This window comes from Shewanella sp. 433 (assembly GCF_059338565.1).
In genome coordinates, this window is sequence record NZ_CM181703.1 from 1,850,302 (window position 1) to 1,870,486 (window position 20,185).

The 20,185-nt window shown below is 46.6% G+C and carries 10 protein-coding genes; 6 read left to right on the forward strand and 4 right to left on the reverse strand.

All coding sequences use genetic code 11. The annotated features are described in order from the left end of the window. Positions 1 to 3 precede the first annotated feature (3 nt). Positions 4 to 2,076: an ATP-dependent DNA helicase DinG gene (dinG, locus tag AC5YB1_RS08175; protein ID WP_494521425.1), complete on the reverse strand. Its 2,073-nt coding sequence runs from the start codon at positions 2,074 to 2,076 to the stop codon at positions 4 to 6. A gap of 426 nt (positions 2,077 to 2,502) precedes the next feature. Here dinG and AC5YB1_RS08180 point away from each other — a divergent pair, with 426 nt between their 5' ends. Continuing rightward, a complete protein-coding gene (locus AC5YB1_RS08180) occupies positions 2,503 to 4,074 on the forward strand; it encodes a methyl-accepting chemotaxis protein (RefSeq protein ID WP_494521426.1) in 1,572 nt (523 codons plus the stop codon). A 389-nt stretch (positions 4,075 to 4,463) separates the two neighbouring features. Here the strand turns inward: AC5YB1_RS08180 and AC5YB1_RS08185 are convergent, their stop codons facing one another. The 3 genes from AC5YB1_RS08185 to dsrO are packed head-to-tail and all read right to left on the reverse strand — an operon-like array spanning position 4,464 to position 9,450. After that, positions 4,464 to 7,556, reverse strand: coding sequence for a tetrathionate reductase subunit A (locus AC5YB1_RS08185; RefSeq protein WP_494521427.1), 3,093 nt, complete (start codon positions 7,554 to 7,556; stop codon positions 4,464 to 4,466). A gap of 23 nt (positions 7,557 to 7,579) precedes the next feature. Beyond that, entirely contained in the window at positions 7,580 to 8,680 is a 1,101-nt protein-coding gene (gene nrfD / locus AC5YB1_RS08190) for an NrfD/PsrC family molybdoenzyme membrane anchor subunit (protein ID WP_494521428.1), read from the reverse strand. Between the two features lie 2 nt (positions 8,681 to 8,682). After that, positions 8,683 to 9,450 carry a sulfate reduction electron transfer complex DsrMKJOP subunit DsrO gene (dsrO, locus tag AC5YB1_RS08195; protein WP_494521429.1) on the reverse strand — a complete coding sequence of 256 codons (768 nt, stop codon included), beginning with the start codon at positions 9,448 to 9,450 and terminating at the stop codon, positions 8,683 to 8,685. A gap of 248 nt (positions 9,451 to 9,698) precedes the next feature. On the opposite strand from dsrO, the gene AC5YB1_RS08200 reads away from it, so the two are divergent. The 5 genes from AC5YB1_RS08200 (at position 9,699) to AC5YB1_RS08220 (ending at position 19,905) form a co-directional block, all read left to right on the forward strand. Beyond that, positions 9,699 to 11,531, forward strand: a complete 1,833-nt coding sequence (locus tag AC5YB1_RS08200; protein WP_494521430.1) for a sensor histidine kinase — start codon at positions 9,699 to 9,701, stop codon at positions 11,529 to 11,531. Further along, complete coding sequence (locus AC5YB1_RS08205; RefSeq protein ID WP_494521431.1) at positions 11,524 to 12,129, forward strand: response regulator transcription factor; 606 nt, start codon at positions 11,524 to 11,526, stop codon at positions 12,127 to 12,129. The genes AC5YB1_RS08200 and AC5YB1_RS08205 overlap by 8 nt, the downstream gene beginning before the upstream one ends. 126 nt (positions 12,130 to 12,255) lie before the next feature. Then, positions 12,256 to 14,622: a DNA polymerase II gene (locus AC5YB1_RS08210; RefSeq protein ID WP_494521612.1), complete on the forward strand. Its 2,367-nt coding sequence runs from the start codon at positions 12,256 to 12,258 to the stop codon at positions 14,620 to 14,622. Positions 14,623 to 14,883: 261 nt separating this feature from the next. Beyond that, entirely contained in the window at positions 14,884 to 16,092 is a 1,209-nt protein-coding gene (locus tag AC5YB1_RS08215) for a porin (RefSeq protein ID WP_494521432.1), read from the forward strand. A 981-nt stretch (positions 16,093 to 17,073) separates the two neighbouring features. Then, entirely contained in the window at positions 17,074 to 19,905 is a 2,832-nt protein-coding gene (locus AC5YB1_RS08220; protein WP_475514279.1) for a TonB-dependent receptor, read from the forward strand. Positions 19,906 to 20,185: the final 280 nt, after the last annotated feature.

Consider the following 20,185-nt stretch of genomic DNA (forward strand, 5'->3'; position numbering starts at 1 on the left):
TTCCTACTCTATGACTTGGCGAAACGGAGGTAAGGCATCAAGCAGCGACTTTCCATAACGTTTCGTGACTAAGCGACGATCTAAGATAGTGATACGGCCATAATCTTCTTCCTTACGCAGTAATCTACCACAACTTTGGATCAATTTACGTGATGCGTCAGGTATGGTCAGTTGTAAAAACGGATTACCGCCCTTTATCTTGATATATTCTGCATGGGCTTGCTCCACAGGGGAGGTCGGCACTGCAAAGGGTAATTTGGTGATAATCAAATTGGTGAGATAATCTCCTGGCAGATCGAGCCCTTCAGAGAAGCTGCCCGTGCCGAAAATAATACTTACCTCGCCAGCATCACAGCGCTGTTTATGTTGTGTCAGCAGTTGTTGACGCGAGTCTTCCCCCTGGATCAATAATGGGCTGTCAATCTTGGGGCGGACAATATCGGCCACTTTCTCCATCTGCCAGTATGAGGCAAACAGCACTAAGGTGGCGGTTTCACCTTCGATAAGGGTCAATATCTGCTCGGCAAGCTCATCGGTATAACGGTCGTCCGTCGGTTCGGTGCGCATTTTTGGCAGGTATAAGGTCGCATTTTGCTCAAAATCAAATGGGCTATCCATGGCCAGATAACGACTACCATCGTTTATCGACAGGCCCACCTGATGGGTAAAATGATTAAAATTATTCAATGCGCGTAAAGTGGCGCTACACAGCACCACACCAGCGGCTTTTTCCCATAATAAGGATTCGAGCATAAAGCCCACTTCAATCGGTGAGACGTTACACAAGTAGTCGTGTTGTTTACCCGGAAGTTGCTCTATCCATCTGGCCATCGGTGCCCCTTTAGGGCTGTCGGTCTTGGCCATCATCTTCCACAATTTTTGCAGATTTTCTAAACGCTGCAGCATAAAGCCAGTTTCGCTCAGCAGTTGCTCGGCTTGATGCTTGGGCAGCTCACCATCTTTTATGGCTTCGTTAAGCAAGGTCAACATCTTATTGAACTGCTTGAGGGCGTTATTAGCGGCACTGGCTAAGTTTTCTGCTTGGATAACTAAAGCTTGCGGCAGCTTGCCATGTTCAAAACGGATGCGGTTTTCAGGGTTATCAAATGCAGCGCCTTGGCCGTCGCAATACTGCGCTACGGCGTTGAGCAACCCGGTTAATTCGTTAATGTGGTCTAACATCGCCTGAGCAGGGGCAATAATATGATTACTCTTAAGCTGATTTTGCAGTTTAGCTGTGGTTTTGCCGATCTTTTCTAACCAATCCACCGCGCCTCTAAGGGTCGCCTGCGCGCTGGAAAAGTCTCTGGCGACAACGGGGAGGTGATGGGCCTCGTCAATCACATAGTAGAGATCTTCAGGATCGGGCAAGATCACCCCGCCGCCTAGTTCCAAGTCGGCAAAAAGCAGACTGTGGTTAGCGATTAACACATCCCAGTTATCAATATCTTCACGGGCCTTATGAAATGGGCAGTGACGATGACTGGCTAGTTGCCGATGACAGCTGTGTTTGTCGCAGGCGATTTGGCTCCAAAGATGATCGGGCAATTGTTGCGTTAGGGTATCGCGCTCGCCATTCCAACGACCTTCATGGAAATCTTTTAACAAACTTTGTAATAGGGCTATCTGGCTGTTATCGGGTTTAGTTTGCCACATGGCCATCTGGGTGCCGTCATCACTGCCAATGAGCATTTCAAGTTTGGCTAAGCAGATATAGCGTTGACGCCCCTTAACCAGACCAAAGGTAAAGTCGAGTCCAGATTGCCGTAAAAAGAAGGGTAAATCTTTATTGAGTAACTGCTCTTGCAGCGCCACCGTGGCGGTGGCGATACAGACTTTTTTCTTGCTGGCTAAGGCTAATGGAATGGTGCCTAGAATATAAGCCAACGACTTACCAATACCCGTGCCAGCTTCGACGACAATGATGCGCCTATGTTTGTCATATTCACCTGCTAATGTTTTTGAGATCTCTGCCACAATGTAGTTTTGCTCGCGCCGAGAGCGAAAGTTGGGCAAGGCGGCCGCAATGTCTTTATAGATGGTGCGGATCTGAGTTTTAACAGTGGCAGATAACATGAAGGCACATAGCAGAGAAATACAGCTGTACATAATAACAGTAAAACAGCACAAGCGGAATATGAATAAGTTCTGAAACAGTCGATACAAGCATAAGCGACTAGCGATGTTAACAATATGGATTTGACCAGTTGTCAGCTGTGCGCTTGGCAACATAAATGAGCTGATGAGTGAGCAAGCTCATATTGTGTCGTTCACCTCATTTATTTGGATAACGAAATTAATACTATAGTTGTTGGTCCTGTATCGTTTGAATAATGAAATTGATACCATAGTTGCTGATCCTGTATCGATTACAACTGCGTTTCCATTCAAAACGCTAGCAACTGTGATCGGCAGCGAACTCTTTTACGTACAGGGCCTGCCAGTCATAGTGCACTGCGCCGCACACAAACCAACCACAGCTCGGAAATAAGTCACCATAATATGGTAAATAAACATACTAACGCAGAACGTGAAATCGAATTTGAACTCGATGCTAATCTCATTTCAACCACAGATCCCTCCAGTATAGTCACCTATGCTAATGCCGGTTTTTGTGATATTGCCGGTTATCAAGCCGATGAATTAATTGGTAAACCACATAATATTGTGCGCCATGCCGATATGCCTAAGCCCGCCTTTAAGCAGTTATGGCAAACGGTGCAATCTGGCCGCAGTTGGATGGGACTGGTGAAGAACGCCCGTAAAGGAGGCGGATTTTATTGGGTATCAGCCTTTATCACCCCCATCACCGATGCTAAGGGCAAAATTATTGAATATCAGTCTGTGCGCACTAAGCCTAACCGAGAATGGGTTAAGCGTGCAGAGGCGCTCTATAGCGAAATGAGCCAAAAAGAGACGCCATCTAAGCTATCAAGGCCACGCTTTAGTTATCGTTGGGCGCGTTATCTTGCTGCGTTAACAGCGCTTGCCAGCACCCTAGCTATGATGAGCGGCGCATCGGTACACTTAGGTGGTACGGTATCGATATTGGCGATGGCCGGGCTGTTACTCAATGAGTTTTTTCATCAACGACGTTTAGGGCAGGTGGCAACACTTGCGACGCAAGCATATGATAACCCGTTGATGGAGCTCGTCTATACCGGGCGTTATGATGAATATTCCATGATAGAGCTCGCGCTGCAAAAGCGTAAAGCCGAGGTGCGTGCGATTGTTGCCAGAGCCAGCGAAACCGCAGAGGGGATCCACGTTAGTGCTGAGCACGAGTTAGTTAATCAGCAAGAGATTAAGCATAACTTGAATAAGCAAGGTGCCGATACCGACTCTGTAGCGACAGCGGTAACCGAAATGTCCAGCTCAATTCGCGATGTGGCTGATAATGCGATGGCGGCATCACAATTAGTGGAGCAAGTGAATCAGCTTGCTGATGACGGACTCAATAATGTGCAAACCACGATAGACTCGGTGGCAGAACTGCACTCAGAATTAGCGCGTGCAAACGGCATAATTAACGATCTATCGGTGAGTAGCCAAGAGATTGAAAAGATCCTCGAAGTCATCGGCACCATAGCCGATCAGACCAATCTGCTGGCACTCAATGCGGCGATTGAAGCGGCTCGAGCAGGAGAGAGTGGCCGTGGATTTGCGGTGGTAGCCGATGAGGTTAGAGCGTTAGCTTCAAAAACCCAAGCTTCCACCGAAGAAATTCGCTCCATGATTGCTCACCTGCAAGATACCGCTGGCCAAGCCGTGATAGCGACGCAACAAGGCAGCCATTTATCGGATGTGTGTCGAGACAATGCTGTTCGTACCGGCGATGTGCTGAAACATGCCAATAGTATGTTGAGTGAGGTGGCCAGCGCGAGTCATCAAATCGCTGCCGCGGTGCATCAGCAGGCGAGTGTGACTGAAGATATTAATAGCAACATCATCTCCATTCAGCAGTTGTCATTGGCCAATATTGAGCGCAGCGATCACTCGGTAAATCGTGGCTCTGAGTTGGTGAGTCAGCTCAGCGATCTACAACGTTTGATGCAGCAATTTCAAAAGCGATAACGCGATTGATTAATTACAATCGCTTATCTTCATTATCGCCACTTCTCTTTATCAGAGTCTCTTAAATTGCAGGCCTGGTGGATTGAGGCCCGTGAGCTGAAGTTTACATGAGTGCCACCATACGCCGCTGATACAGCGGCGTTTTTATCTCTATAGCGACTGGCAATAAAACCGTATCTATCGGTTATCGCCATGGTTCTGCTTCAAGCGCTTAATGCAGTACGGCTAATGTCACCTAGCTAATTCCACGAGATTAATTCTATTTGGCTAATGTTCCATCACGAGGGGATTGCTGGCTTGGCATCGACTAAATAGCATCAGTCAAAGGCATAAAAAAACGCCGTCATGTTGATCAGACGGCGTTGGTTGGGATCAATCCAGCGGCGTGCTTACACCTTATAAATCTTAGCGGGTATGGCTTGGCGAACGGCGGCGCCAACCACCCAGTCGAGCATCACGCCCTGGCCTTCACGAGTCGGGTCGATAAGGCCGATATCGTTAATATTGACTCCATCTCTGGATTTCATTTTAACGGGTTGCTGTTTATCACCAATCCAATGAGCCCGCTCACCTAGCTCGGTATGGCCAAACCCATGCTCAAAACCTAAAGTCCCGGGCATTATCCCCTCAACGACCATTGCTAAGGCTTGGGTTTTAGCGCTTGGGGTTTCAATCACAAACAGATCGCCTGTGCTTATTGCCGCATTTTCAGCATCAATGGGGTGAATATATACAGGGTTAACCCCTTTAATCGAGGCAAGGCGCGGTGACAAATTAGACACCGAGCTATGGATGTTTGACTTGAAGTTGGTCAAGCTAAACGGCCACTGTGTTTTAGGGTATTGCTGCTCAAATGGTGTGCCGTCAGCCAAGCGCTGCGGTGACCAAGTAGGACAACCTAGGTAGCGCTCGCCGGTCATGGTGTTGATTGACGTACCGACGGTTTCATTCCAAATGGCCAGTGGCTTAGCCCAGCGATGCTTCATTCTATCTTGCTGGTAAGCTTGGCTGGCGTCTTCAAAACGACCGCCACGGGCAAAGATGTAACCTACCTTTCGCATCTCTTCACCTGTTAGAGTGCGGGTCATCGCCGGCATGAGTCGCTCAAGCCCTGACCAGGCAATGTCTTCGGCTTCGACGCTCGGGACGCCGCCTTTGGCATAGGCAAGGTTTGCCGCTGCGCGCAGGTAAAAATCTTCAGCGCTATGAATGGGATGCCAGTTACCTTGGCTGTCCTGTATGGCATTGTCGCCAAAACCGCCTAGCTCCATACGCTTAGCTACATCTATGATGAAGTTTTCAAAGTTAATCGCTCGACCATCGGCCGTTTTTTCTGTGCGCGGTTCAACGATGGGCCAGCGTGCGGTGACCGCTTTGGTCGGCACGCCGTGCCAAGGGGTAGACATGCCCCAGCTTTCATAGGTCACAGTGTCGGGCACAATATAATCAGACAGTGCGGTAGTCTCATTGATAAAGGCATCGATAGAGATAATCAGGCCTAATTGCTGTGGATCTTTCAGCTTATCGCCCAGCAGGGTATTTAGCCCGGGGACCCCATAAAGTGGGTTAGCCATGTGGTTAATCCAGGCTTTGGCTTTATAAGGGTAACCGTCGATAGCCGCCGATAAGTGCTCGGTGAGCAGCGGGGCTGAGATCGGGTACCAAGGTGCGCGAGTAGGATAAGGTGATTCTCCTGCGGCGACGCGGCGTTTATATTCGCTGGTTTTTTGGTAGGGGAATTTACTGCGAGATAAGAAAACTCCTTTAGGCTTAGTCTTGCCGTTAAATTGGGTGAAATCGTAACGTGGGCCTGCGGCCGATGTGGGGTAGCCGCCAGCTTTAGCCATGGCACCACCTTTCATATTGATATTACCAATCAGCGCGTTAAGCATTAAAATAGTAAAAGAGTTATAAAAGCCATTGGTGTGCATATTGCCGCCATGGGTATCGACTACCGCTTTGGTACCGTGGCTGGTGAACTCACGTGCTAAGGCTTCGATTTGCGCTACAGCGATGCCACACTGTTGGCTATAAAACGCTAAATCATGCTTAAAGGCTTCCTCTTTCAAGCGTTGCAATGAGGATTTCACTCGTATGTTTTTGCCAAGGCTAATGACTTGCCTATCGACAAACAGTTGCGCGGCATCGTCTTGGGTGTTGACGTTGAGTTGCTCTGAGGCCGCATTAACCACCACAAAAGGATCGCTGTCAGATAACGGCTCGCCGCTGTAGCTCAGGCCGATATCGGAGGCGCGCAGGAAGCGACCATTATCGGCATGACTCTCGTCACTTATCACCAAGTGTGTCGCATTACACCAATGGGCAGTATTGGCTTTTGCCATAGCTGCGGCGCTAGGCTGGGCCAAAAAGGGTTGGTTGTAAGCGTGATTAGCGATGATCCACTGGATCATGCCGAGCACTAAAGCGGAGTCTGTTCCGGGGTTGATGGGCAGCCAATGGTTGTTATCACCGGCGGCTAAGCTCGATGAACCTGCCGGTAAACTCGGGGCGATGATGGTGTATTTGAGCCGACCGCTAGTGCGTCCTTCGGCCAATTGCCTTGCTTGGCGTTTAAACGGGTTGCCCGCTTGCGCTGGTGACATACCAATAAATAGCACGTATTCGGCGTGGTCTAAATCGGGTTTTAGATGAGCGAATTTATTCAAATCATTCATCATAGCCCCTGAGCCTGCCCGAAACGCGTAACCACAATAGGAACCATGGTGACCAAAGTTACGCGTGCCGTAACTGTTGAAGGCAAAGCGTTTTAAAATATCATCACGGCCTTCGTTACCCGCATTGGTGACCAATAGCTGATTGGCTTTGGGGCCATATTCGGGGTTTTGTGGATCCAGCGGGGTGTGAATGTCGCGTATTTCACGCAGCCCAGTTACTTGGCCTTCACCAAACAGATCGCCACCTTCGACCACTTCGCTGAGCAGCTGCTCATAGCTAATGGGTTGCCACTTGCCTTCGCCGCGTTTACCCACACGTTTAAGCGGTTGGGTGATACGATAAGGGCTGTTGCGTATCTCTAACATGCCATTGCCGCGGGCGCAGGCGGTGGAGCGTCCCGCGAGCCCAGCTTCGCCCATCAATGAGCGATAAGCCTCTTTAACTGGCGTAGCGTAAGGGATCTGCTCATGGTGTGATAGTGGGTGGTATGGATTGCCAGCGATGCGCAAAATATCATCGGTATTATTATCGATACGTACCCGCAGGCCACATAACGACCAACAGCCAAAACACATAGATGGCGCGACTCTTTGATCTGGATTAGGCAGTAGCTTGCCATTCGCATTGAGGTGATACTCTGGCGCTAACGAGTTGCCATGGTGAATATGTTGGGTCTTTTTACCCGCGCTGCCCTCTAAGGTTCCTTTGACCGCATGATGAATGGTGTCACTGTAACCGGCAGAGAATGCACCTAATCCACCAACAGCAAAACCTGATTTTAGTAGCAGACGACGTTTATTATCCATTTTAAAATCCTTAAATATGTTGGTTATTGCTGCAGAGCTTGAGATTGGTGAACCGCAGTGGCTTTAGCGTTGATAAGCTCTGAGCCGATAAGTGCCAGCGCCAGCCATAGGCCGAATATGCCAATGATCCCAAGCCAGCCAGCGCTCCCAGCGGGCAACTGATAGGCAAAATCTCCCACATCAAAGCGAGCAATGGTTTGTACTTCCAAAATGGTTACCCAACGTATTACCCACGCACACAGTAGGCTGCTAACTACCATAGCAATAACCCCAAATGTGCGCGTGGCAAAGACGTTGAATAATAGCGCTAGACCAATACAGACAGATAAGGTGGCGGCCATTAGCGTAAGGTTGATGACCCAAACTGGGTTGGCGAACAATGAAAAGCTGGGGTTGTTTGAGGCCCAAATCGGCACTAACACTAAGGCCAAGGTCGCGCCGATAATGCTGGTACGTTGGATGATATTGCGATCGGCGCCGCTTAACGCCGGTTTTGTCGCGTTAGGCAGCAGTGTCCATGTCAGCAGGGTAAAGCCGATGGCGCCAACAAATGCGCTGGTAAACCACAGTAGTGCTGAGGCGGGTTGATGCCATAAAGGACGACTGGCGATGACTGAAATTTCGGCGCCAGTATAGATAGCAATGCTCAGCCCAGACAGCGCGGTTAGGCTGGCGGCTACAAGTAACTGTGTGTGAGTTGTTTGCCATTGCCCCAAGGTTAACAGCGCTAACTTGCGCAGCAAGGGAGACTGGCTAAACTGCCATGCGGCAATATCGCGGCGCAGATAAAGCCAGGCGGTCAGCACGCTTAACCCAGAAAATAGTGGTAAGAAAAATGAGCCTAACGACATCCAAGACCATGGCGTGACATGAAAATAGAAATGCCAAGCACGGCCCGGTTGATGTAAATCGCCGGTGAGGGCCAGCGGGCCAACAATGGCGCCAATGGCCATGGTGAGCGCGAGTGCTACACGAAAATGGTGGGTGGTTTGACGGCTAAAAACCAAGGCGACGAGCAACAAGATGGCCGCGGCGTAAGAGGCGCCAATATAGAAAAAGTATTGCACTGCCCAGGGGAGCCAGGCCACTTCTTGTGCAGGAATCAAGATTTCGGTGATGTTCATGACTATTCTCCCACAGGTTCGTAGAGGGCGGCTTGACCGTCGACATGGCTGACGAAGCGCTCATCCATCCCGATGTAAAACACGTGCGGATGGGTATTATGTTCAGGTTTTAATACCTTGATATCGTCTTTGTTTGCGGTCAGTAATTGACTGATAACACTATTGGGGTCGTTGATGTCGCCAATCACGCGAGCACCGCCCACACAAGTTTCGACACAGGCAGGAAGTAAACCTTGTTCTAATCGATGGGCGCAGAAGGTGCACTTATCGGCGGTTAGGGTGTCGTGATTGATAAAACGGGCATCATAGGGGCAGGCCTGCACACAATAGGCGCAGGCGACGCAGCGCTCGTTGTCGACCATGACGATGCCATCTTCACGTTGAAAGGTGGCTTGCACTGGGCAGACTTTAACGCAAGGTGGGTTATCGCAATGGTTACATAAACGCGGTAACATAAACGCCTTCACTTGCTGGGGCTGTTCTTTACCGTCTAGCTTGACTTGGTATTGTTTGACCGTGGTTCTGAATTGGCCTATTGGCGCCTGATTTTCTATGCTGCAACCGACGGTGCACGCTTGGCAGCCGACGCATTGACGCAGATCGATAGCCATGGCATAGCGTTTGCCTATGTGACCTTTACGATCGGCCTGTTGGTTGTTGCGGATAACTGTGCTAGCAACCGCAGTATTGATCCCTGCAACGGGAATGAGCGCCGCACCGGCAGTAATACCCGCCATGCGATTGAGAAAATGTCGTTTATCAGTATCCATATAACGCCTACTTGGGTGGGTGATAAAATATACAATGGCATTGTTCGTTATTCACATCAGTGGCGATATTGTGGATTTCCACATACCCAGATCAATATTGATCTAGAACAAGTTATGTGACCGCTATAGGGTGATATATCTCTAATAATTAAGAAGATATAATACTTAAACAGGAGAGGATGACCTTGAGGCGATGCTTAATATCCCCATGTAAAAGAGCGCTATTTAATTGCACATTGTGGCTCGTCATGAGTGGGGTTATATGCGCTGGTCTTCATTTTTCGCTGGCGGCAATGCCGAGTGATAGGATAACGAGCCAAGTCGTAGTGCAGCGCAACATTGACATCGCTGAGGCTAGTCAGCCGGCTGCGGGGCAAGTGATCGATGTTGCGGTATTAGCCACTCGTGGTAAGGCGGCGGCGCGTAATCGCTGGCAGCCAACCATGGCTTGGTTAGAGTCGCATATTGCTGACACGCGTTTTATGTTGCATCCGCTAACGTTGGATGAAATGGCTCAAGCCGTTGAGCAGCTCAAGGTCGATTTTGTGGTCACTAACCCCGGGCAAGCGGTGCAACTTGGGCGGCAATTTGATCTCTCTTGGCTGGCAACCATGACCAGCCCCACCGATGAGAGTCAAACCAACAGCATTGGCTCGGCGCTGGTGGTGCGCGGTGACTCACCCTATTACAGTTTTGAGCAGCTTTATGGCAAGCCCGTCTCTGCCGTGGCCAGTAACGCCTTTGGTGGCTATTTAAGTTTGCGCCATCATTTAATTAGCCAGGGCTTTAATGCCAATGCGTTTTTTTCTCGTGTACGCTTTTTAGGCTTCCCCATCGATGCCAGTTTGTATCAGTTACGCGATAAGCATATTGAGGCCGCCGTGGTCCCAGCCTGTTTATTAGAAAGCATGGTGACAGATGGATTACTCGAGGCTAACTATCGGGTGATCCAGTCTCGCTCGCCGGCCCACTTTCCATGCCAAGTGACCAGTGAGCTTTATCCTAATTGGTCATTTGCCAAGACCCAGCGCGCTTCAAACGAATTAGCAAAACAGATGTCCCAAGCCCTATTGGCAATGCCCGCTGACAGCAAGGCGGCCATTGCCGCCAGAGCGTCAGGCTGGACATCGCCGGTGAGCCTGTTAACTATCGATAAGTTGTATCAAGAACTGAACATGCATCCCTTGCATCTGCCTTGGTGGCAAGAGGCGTTTATCTGGCTAGAGGATAATCAGCAGTGGGGCTGGTTGCTGTTGGTGACTTTAGTGCTGCTTAATGGCTACCACTTTTGGTTAGAGTACTGTTTTAACCGTAATAAAAAGCAGTTAGAGCAGGCGCTACACCGGCTTAAACACAATGGCGAGCTGCTCGAGCATGCCCAGCGAATAGCCATCGTGGGTGAGCTGGGCACCAGTGTCGCCCATGAAATTAATCAACCTTTGGCGGCGATAAGAAATTACACCGAAGCGGGGTTATTGCGTATCGCTAAGCAGCGTCCGCTTGAGGATCTGGTGCCTGTACTTGAAAAAATTCAACATCAGGTGGAGCGGGTCGACAGCATAGTGCGGCGGCTGCGAACCATGATAAAAAAGCATGCGGCAGAAAAGGCTTATACCGATATTAATCAACTGATTAGTGATACTATGGAGCTGCTTGATTTTCGGCTGACTAAGCTTGAGATCCCATACCGCTTGTCACTGCAGGCGTCATTGCCATTGTGTTATGTCGACCCGATAGGCTTGCAGCAAGTGTTAGTTAACCTCGTCACTAATGCCATTGATGCTTGCGTGAGTGCGCAGCACATTGATGTGACTTGGCAGCCAGAAATCGTTATTGAGAGCCATTATCAGGCTAACGTTTTAACTTTAACGGTTAGCGATAACGGCATTGGTATCTCACCAGAACACGCCGATGTGACCCAGGCTTTTGTGAGCACCAAAACACAAGGGTTAGGGTTAGGACTAGCAATTTGCCGTGATGTGATAGAAGATCATGCTGGGCAAATGAGTTTGAGCCCTATTGCGCCTCACGGCTGTAAAGTCACCATTGTTATCCCTGTGAGTGGTAAACCCCATGAATGATCGCCTGACTAACTTACCCGTGTATATTGTCGATGATGACCTGTCTGTCAGGGAGTCTTTGGCGTTTTTACTCGATGAGTATGAATTTAATGTTGCAGTGTTTACCGATGGTCAGCAATTTCTTGACAGTGTAACGGTGACGCAGCCAGGCTGCGTGATATTAGACAGTCGTATGCCTGTGCTGCGCGGTCAGCAAGTGCATCAATATTTACGCGATAATCAAAGTCCGCTGGCGGTGATCTATTTAACTGGTCATGGCGATGTGCCAATGGCCGTTGATGCGCTGCAAGCTGGGGCGGTCAACTTCTTTCAAAAACCTGTCAATGCCGATCAGCTGGTGGCAGCGATTAACCAAGCCTTGGAAACCTCAATGCAACAGCTGGATAAATTGGCCAGTATCGATGCATATCGCTCATTAACCGAGCGTGAGAAAGATATTTTGGGGTTAATTGTTGCCGGCAAACGCAATCAAAAAATTGCCGATGAGCTGTGTATTGCGATGCGAACCGTTGAAGTGCACCGCGCCAGTTTATTGAAAAAATTTGCCGCCAAAACCGTGGCAGAACTCGCCTATATTTATGGTGTGCTGCATTCGTGACAGCAGCATCGATTTACCGCTTTAATTTTGGCGCATTTAAACAATGACAGGCCACCTTACGTGACATCTCAATCTGTAACACCCAGCGCTGCCACACTTCAGCCTACCAGCTTAACCTCTGCTGCGATGCAATCGATTAAAGGCCGAATATTGACCCGCCATCATGTGGGCAACGCCCTGCATTATTACCTCAAAACCCTCGATGGCCCCATACGTGTGGTGATTAACGACAGTGAGCGAGTCTGCTTTTGTCGCACCCAAGATGTCGCTCAGCTGTTATCGCCTTTAGCGCACCTGTCTGTACGAACCGAAGCGCTGACACTAAAGACCTTTGACCATCAAGCGGTAACGGCGCTTTACTGTGGTAACAGCCAAAGCTTTCGCCAGTTAGTGAGAGAGGCGACCGACTTAGGAATAGTGCTGCACGAAGCTGATATTCGCCCTGAGCAACGCTATCTCATTGAGCGTTTTATCGCCCTAGATGTGGAGTTTATTGCTGAGTTGGTGCCAAATGAGAGTATCAAGACGGTTATCGGGCATCGAGCTCGCCGTACCGATATTGATGTCACACTTTCAATCGTGTCTTTGGACTTTGAATGCTCAATGAGTGGCGAGCTGTATAGCGTTGGCTTATATGGCAAGGATAATGATGGCGAGGCGATTGAGTTAGTTATTATGGTGGGCGATGGTGAGGGCGTTAATCCTCCATTGGATGCTAGCTACGTAACCAATATTGAATGGGTAGATAATGAAGCGGCGCTGATTATCGCGCTGATTAACTGGTTTGCTCGCTTTGATCCCGACATTATCATTGGATGGGCCGTGGTCACATTCGATTTAGCCTTACTGTATCGCAGGGCCGCTCATCATCAAATTCCGCTTAATCTGGGGCGACATCATCAGTTATTAACGTGGAAGGTGGAAGGTAAGTTTCGTCCTGAAACCTTGGTGCTTCCCGGGCGAGTGGTGCTCGATGGTATCGATTGGCTCAAGGCCGCATTTTATCAGTTTGAGAGTTATGCTTTAGACAATGTATCTCGTCAGCTGCTTGATGAAGGCAAAGCGATTGATAATGTGGCCAATCGGGGCGAGGAGATCACCGCCTTATTTGAAGAAGATAAGCTGGCGTTGGCCCATTACAACATCACAGATAGCCGCCTGGTGTGGGACATCTTTCAAAAAACATCGCTGACAGAGTTTGCCCTTGAGCGTTCAAGACTAACAGGTTTGGAGTTTGGTCGAGTAGGGGCCTCTGTCGCGGCGTTTAATCATCTCTATTTACCGCATCTGCATCGCGCCGGCTATGTAGCGCCAAGTGAGCCAGCCAGTGATGGCATAGAGAGCCCAGGCGGTTATGTGATGGATTCTATCCCCGGGCTTTATCAGCATATTTTAGTACTCGATTTTAAGAGCTTATATCCTTCTATCATCCGCACCTTTTTAATTGATCCTAAAGGGCTAATCGAAGGGCAGGCGATGAGCGATACCGATACCGTTGCAGGCTTTTTAGGCGCGCGTTTTAGCCGTAATGCGCCTATTTTACCTGACTTAGTGGCGGAGCTAGCCACTAAGCGTGAGCAGGCTAAGCTAGAGGCCAATGCCCCCTTGTCACAGGCGATAAAAATCATCATGAACTCCTTATACGGGGTATTGGGATCGCGGGGATGTGTGTTTCATGATGCAAAGTTGGCCAGCTCTATTACCCTGCGTGGGCATGAGATCATGAAACAAACCCGTCGGTGGCTCGAAGAGATGGGGTTAACGGTGATCTACGGTGACACCGACTCTACTTTTGTGCATGTAACCGATGTGAGTTCAATTGACCATATCGATGACTTTGCGCGCTCTCTGGTGACAAAAATCAATATAAAATGGCAGCAATTGCTAAAGCGTGACTATAATTTAGCCTGTTATCTCGAATTGGAGTATGAACGACACTTTGAGCAATTTTTTATGCCGACATTACGTGGTTCATCAGAAGGCTCAAAAAAACGTTATGTGGGGGCTTATACCCAGCAAAACGGTGAGCTAAAGCTGGTTTTTAAGGGCATGGAGCAGGTAAGGAGTGATTGGAGTCCATTAGCGCGGCAGATACAAGCTGAACTTTATCATCGGTTGTTTACTAAGCAAGATGTGGTCGAATACTTAAAAACTATGGTTATGGCACTGCAGAATGGCGAGTTAGACGAACTGTTAGTGTTTTCTAAGCGATTACGCCGCAACATAGAAGACTATACGGCAAAATCAGCGCCGCATGTTAAAGCGGCCACTTTGTGGTGTGAACGAAGTGGTGAATCTCGTTTTGGTAAGCGAGGGTGTAAGGTGGAGTATTTGATGACAACAAATGGGGCAGAACCAAGGCAATGTTACCAGGGTAATATTGATTACCAGTATTATCTGGATAAGCAAATCGCGCCTATTTCTGATCCCATCCTTACCATTGTTGATTCTAGTTTCACTGAGTTAACCTCAAAACAGTTAACGTTAATTTAGTTGGGTTGATTTTAATGGGGTTGACGCCTAGTGTTAATAGGGTGTTTTGGGCTTTGGTGGCTATGGTTTCATTTGCTGTTTGGGTGCAATAAAACTGCAATTTATGTGATATTCAGCTTTGAGCGACTAGCGATCTTTTGGTAGTCTAAATTTGAAAGTGGAGTGAAATAAAGCAACGGAATGTAGCATTAAAGTTAACATTAAAAGTTAGCACAGAAAAGTTAACAGCAAACTGAACATAATTAAAGGTTAAGCCAACACATGAAAAAGAGTTTAATAGCAACAGCATTAGCGGCTGTCATTTTTGTACCAGCAGCATCAGCTATCGAAATCTATAAAGACGATAAAAATGCTGTCGAAATTGGTGGTTATATTGACGCCCGAGTTATTAACACTCAAGGTGAAACAGAGGTTGTTAATGGCGCGTCACGTATTAACTTCGGTTTTACTCGTGATATGAGTGATGGCTGGAAAGCGTTCACTAAATTGGAATGGGGCGTAAATCCAGTTGGTAATAGCGATATTGTCTATAACAACCGTTTTGAATCTGTTCAGGATGAGTTTTTCTATAACCGTCTAGGTTATGTCGGCATCGCTCACGACACCTACGGTACCTTAACCATTGGTAAGCAATGGGGTGCTTGGTACGATGTGGTCTATAGCACAAACTATGGCTTTGTTTGGGATGGAAATACCGCAGGTGTATACACCTATAACAAAGATGATGGTGCTGTAAACGGTGTAGGCCGTGGTGATAAAACGGTTCAATACCGTAACGCATTTGGTGATGTCAGCTTTGCTGTACAAGCCCAGTTAAAAAATAGCAGTTTCTATACCTGTGATTCAGATAATATCTCTGAAGAAGCGTGTGAAGCACTTTGGGCAAGTGGTGACAGAGCGGCTCAGCAAGTGGAGTTTAACTACACTTATGGCGGTGCAATCACGTATGCAGCAACGGATAAATTAACTCTGACTGCCGGTGTAAACCGTGGTGAGTTTGACGTCCGTTTTGGTAATGGTGAACAAACGACGGCAGTTGATCTTATCTATGGTGCCGGTGTGACTTGGGGCAACTTCGATGATGCTGGTTTCTATGCGGCAGCCAACGTCAATAAGCAAGAAAACCATGATACCGACAATATCGGTCGCTTAATCAAAGATGCGTGGGGTGTAGAAAGTTTATTTTCTTACACCTTCGACAATGGTCTGCGTCCATTTGTATCGTACAACATCTTAGATGCTGGCGATGACTATGTTATCCAACCTAACTTCAATGCCGATCCTAACGATGTATTTAAGCGTCAGTTTGTGGTTGTTGGTTTGCATTATGTGTGGGATAACAATACTGTGCTTTATATCGAAGGTCGTAAAGATTACAGTGATTTCACCAGTGCAGATAAAGAGCAAGAAGCAAGAATGTCACTATCTGAAGATGATGGTATCGCGATCGGTATTCGCTACACACTATAAGTTGACGGTTTAACCTCGTCATCTAGATATAAAAAGCGCTTCATTATGAAGCGCTTTTTATTTGACTGCTCACTGCGTTTTTACATGACTTTTTTTGGTAGTTGTCTGGTTACTCGCTCAAAAATAGTCGTTTTGATAATGAGCAATCGCTTACCGTTTTGCTATCACTCGCATTAACGCTCTGTGCTCGATTTTTGGATCTTTTATTTTATCCGGCTATTTTACCCACTTCTTTTGTCAGTATTCCTTGCTCTAGCATTAAGGCGTTCTGAAGTAATGTTTTAGTTATTAATTCCCCAGCCCAAACTGTAACTTATTGTTTACACTTAGTCGCAAGTGATTAAGAGAAGCTTTGGTTGAAGGAGGGGGCGGAGCAATGAATAATGTAGCGTTACATAGCTTCTTCTAAACGTAAAAATATCCGCTTTATAACACACTCATGCTGACGATCGAGTGATATATTTTTTATATTTTTCAATCTGATTAAAAACAACAATGGCGTGGTTGGTCTGTACAGATATTTAATGATAATAGTCTACATGGCTTAGCTTTAAGTATGACAAAAATTACAAACCATATAATTAGTAAGGTTTTTATTCCATTTGCTTTTTGAGTCTTTTGTAACATTCAAGTTAGAGTGTTGCTTTAGTTTAATTATCTAATTTAGTGTTTACGTGTTACTGGAGAAAGATGAGTTGATAATGCCAATTTATACCCTTGATAAATTTAGTATTATTTTGTGGGCTGCACAGGAATAACAAAGATTTACGGGTTATGATAAGAAACAGGGTTATAAAATATTTCAGTTTAAATGTGCATAAATTCAGCTTTCAGCCTTTGGTTTGTAAAAATTGAGTTTAAATTGTTGCGCAAGTGTTTCTCTTGTGGTTTCATCTTACCTAGAAATTTAACCAGTAATGTAGTTTTGGGTTATTGGATTAGATATTCGTAATAAAAAAATGAAGTCCAGGGAGAAACAACATGTATAAAAATAGCCTATTGGCTAACTCTGTGCGTTTTGCACTAGTTAGTGGCGCTGCATTAACAGCTTTTACCGCACCGGTAGTTTTTGCTGCAGATGAGACTGCTGACGTAGAACGTATCGAAGTTACCGGCTCTCGCCTTAAGCGTAATGATCTCGAAACTCCGACTCCGATCACTGTCCTGTCACGTAACGATATTCTTCAAACAGGTGCTATTAATGTTGCTGATGTTCTAAATCAATCACCAGTTGCATTTGCGGGCTCAGATCAATCAAATAGCTCTTTCTCGACAACAAGTGTTGGTTTAAATACGACAGCATTAAGAAATTTAGGCGAAGAACGAACACTCGTTTTACTTAACGGTCGACGGTTTGTATCAGGCGTATCACCCTCTAGTGGTTATGCTGTTGATTTGAACTCCATTCCAACGTCGATGGTTGAGCGTATCGAAATTTTAAAGAGTGCAGCTTCTGCTACTTATGGTTCAGATGCCGTTGCAGGTGTTGTTAACATTATTACTCGTAAAGATTTTGAAGGCGTTGACATTAATGCGCAAGCTGGAGTTTCCGGTGAGGGCGACCGAAATACAAGTACTTTCAGTTTAACGACTGGTGGTAATTGGGATGGTGGCAATGCTTGGTTGTCACTTGGTTACGATGAAGATGACGGTTTAAAATCATCAGATCGTGACTTCTCAAATCAGGATCTTGCATGGATAACTGATGATGAAGGTAATGAGGTAATTGGTCCCGTTGAATCTTCATATCCTCCACAAGGCCGCATTCAGTTTAAAGATCAAGATGGGAAAACCATTCGATTGAATGCTGATGGCACTCCTTTTAGTGGAACATTTAATCGTGCTGCTTATCGTCAGCTTGTTACTCCCTTGGAGCGTAAATATGCGGCTGCAGGGTTGACCCATGAACTTAATGACAGTATCTCTCTTTTTAGTGAATTAAACTGGAACTCGAGTAAAACAATTGGTTCTACTATCGAACCAACTCCGTTAGATGTTGTAAATGACATTTGGCTTAAAGATCGTAATGGTGTAGGCGGTATGGATGTGAATAATCCATTAATCCCTGAAGCATTGCGTTCACAGTTGATCGCTGCAGGTGTTACTAACTTAAATCAAACCACATTTGTTCGCAGAATGGTTGAACTAGGTGCTCGCTCAACAGATGTTGAACGTAATACTATTCGAGTTGCAACAGGTTTTGATTGGGCTATAAATGATTCATGGGCTAATAATACCTATTTAAGCTGGGGTAAAACGGATCAGCTACAGGAAAATGGCGGTCAGGTAAACGTAGATAGAGCCAATATGGCATTAAACGTTATCGAAGATAGTGATGGAAACCTTGTATGTGCAGATCCTTATGCTGTGTTGCAAGGGTGTGTTCCACTTAATATGTTTGGTGAAGGCACAATTACTCCTGAAGCTGCAGATTTCGTGTTTGTTCCAGCGAAAGCGGCTGGTCAGGCTGAGCAGTTTGTTCTTTCAACAACCTTCACTGGTGAATTACCACTCGAACTTCCTGGTGGCTTAATGGGATTAGCTGTTGGTGCTGAATACCGTGAAGAAACTGGCAGTTACAGCCCTGGCGACATGGCACAGATCGGTGCATCTAGCACCAATAAGTCTGAACCAACGTATGGTAAGTTAATCACTAAAGATATCTATGCAGAGGCTGCTTTTCCAATTCTAGATACTTTAGAGCTTAACCTTGCTGGACGTTATGGTGAACATAATATCACTGGTGGCGATTTTACATGGAATGCGGGTGTTAAGTTTACACCGATTGAGTCGTTGAGCCTGCGCGCTTCTGCTGCAACAGCAGTACGTACTCCAAATATTGCCGACCTGTATTCTGGTCGCGGTGAAACATTTGCTGCGGTCTCTGACCCTTGTGCTGGTGTCACTGCGACAACGGCTGGTAATGTGGCTGAAAACTGTCGTTCAATCCAAGCGATTAGCGACCGAATTGCTGCTGATGGTGCTTTTGAACCAACACAAACAGAAATTCAAGGTACAGGCGGCACTATCGGTGGTAGTCCTAATGTAGAGCCTGAAACTGCAGAAACATACAGTGTCGGTGCTATTTGGCAGGTAATTGATAGCTTATCTATTACGTTAGATTATTATAACGTTGCTATTGATGATGCGATTTCTACTACTAGTCGCTCTACTGTGATGCGCCGTTGTTTTGATGTCGCACCAGGTCAGTTTGATCCTAATTGTGCTGGCAACGCTGTACGTAATGAAGATGGTGCTTTAACAGCAGTTAATTCAGGTACTGGCAATGAAAACCAAATTGATACATCTGGTTTAGATACAGAAGTTAACTTTGCTATGGATTTAGGCCCAGGTACATTCCGTACACAATTAGTTTGGAACTACACTTTTGAATACGTAATTACTGGTATTGAAAGCGGTGAGGCAACTGACTATGTGGGTGAAGTTTTAACTCCAGAACACAGAGCTAACTTGAACTTATCTTACGGTTTAGATGATTTAGATTTGTCATGGCGCATGCGTTACTGGGATAAAGTTGTCGATTCAGTCGATGGCAATAACGTAAACTTCTATACTGGTGAAGCTCTTAGTGTAGGTAATGAAATTGATGCTGTAGTTTATCACGACATCAATGCCCGTTATAACTTCAACAATGGTGTGGAAGCATTTGTTGGTATTCGAAATCTATTTGATAAGAAGCCTCCGATGCTACCGCAAGGCACTAACAATGGCGGTACTGGTATCAATACTGCGTCAGAAGCTTATGATGTCACTGGTCGTAACTTCTATGCTGGTGTGAGTGTGAAGTTTTAATATTTCACTTACGTAAATAATAGATAAAAAAGGGCAATGGAAACATTGCCCTTTTTATTACAATTTAACTGTAAGCCATGAATCATTCATGGTTGATGTCCTCAGACTTAGATAGTTTATAGTCAAAGACTCTTATTTTACTAAAAGTCTGTTTTGCGATACTCCTCTTCTTATTCAAACCGATTTTGGGTCATGGGGTATTATGAAAAATACGTCAAAATGAATCATGGCAGTTAACTAGCTGTAATGTCTGTGCAACAAATGGGCACTCAAAATCTTT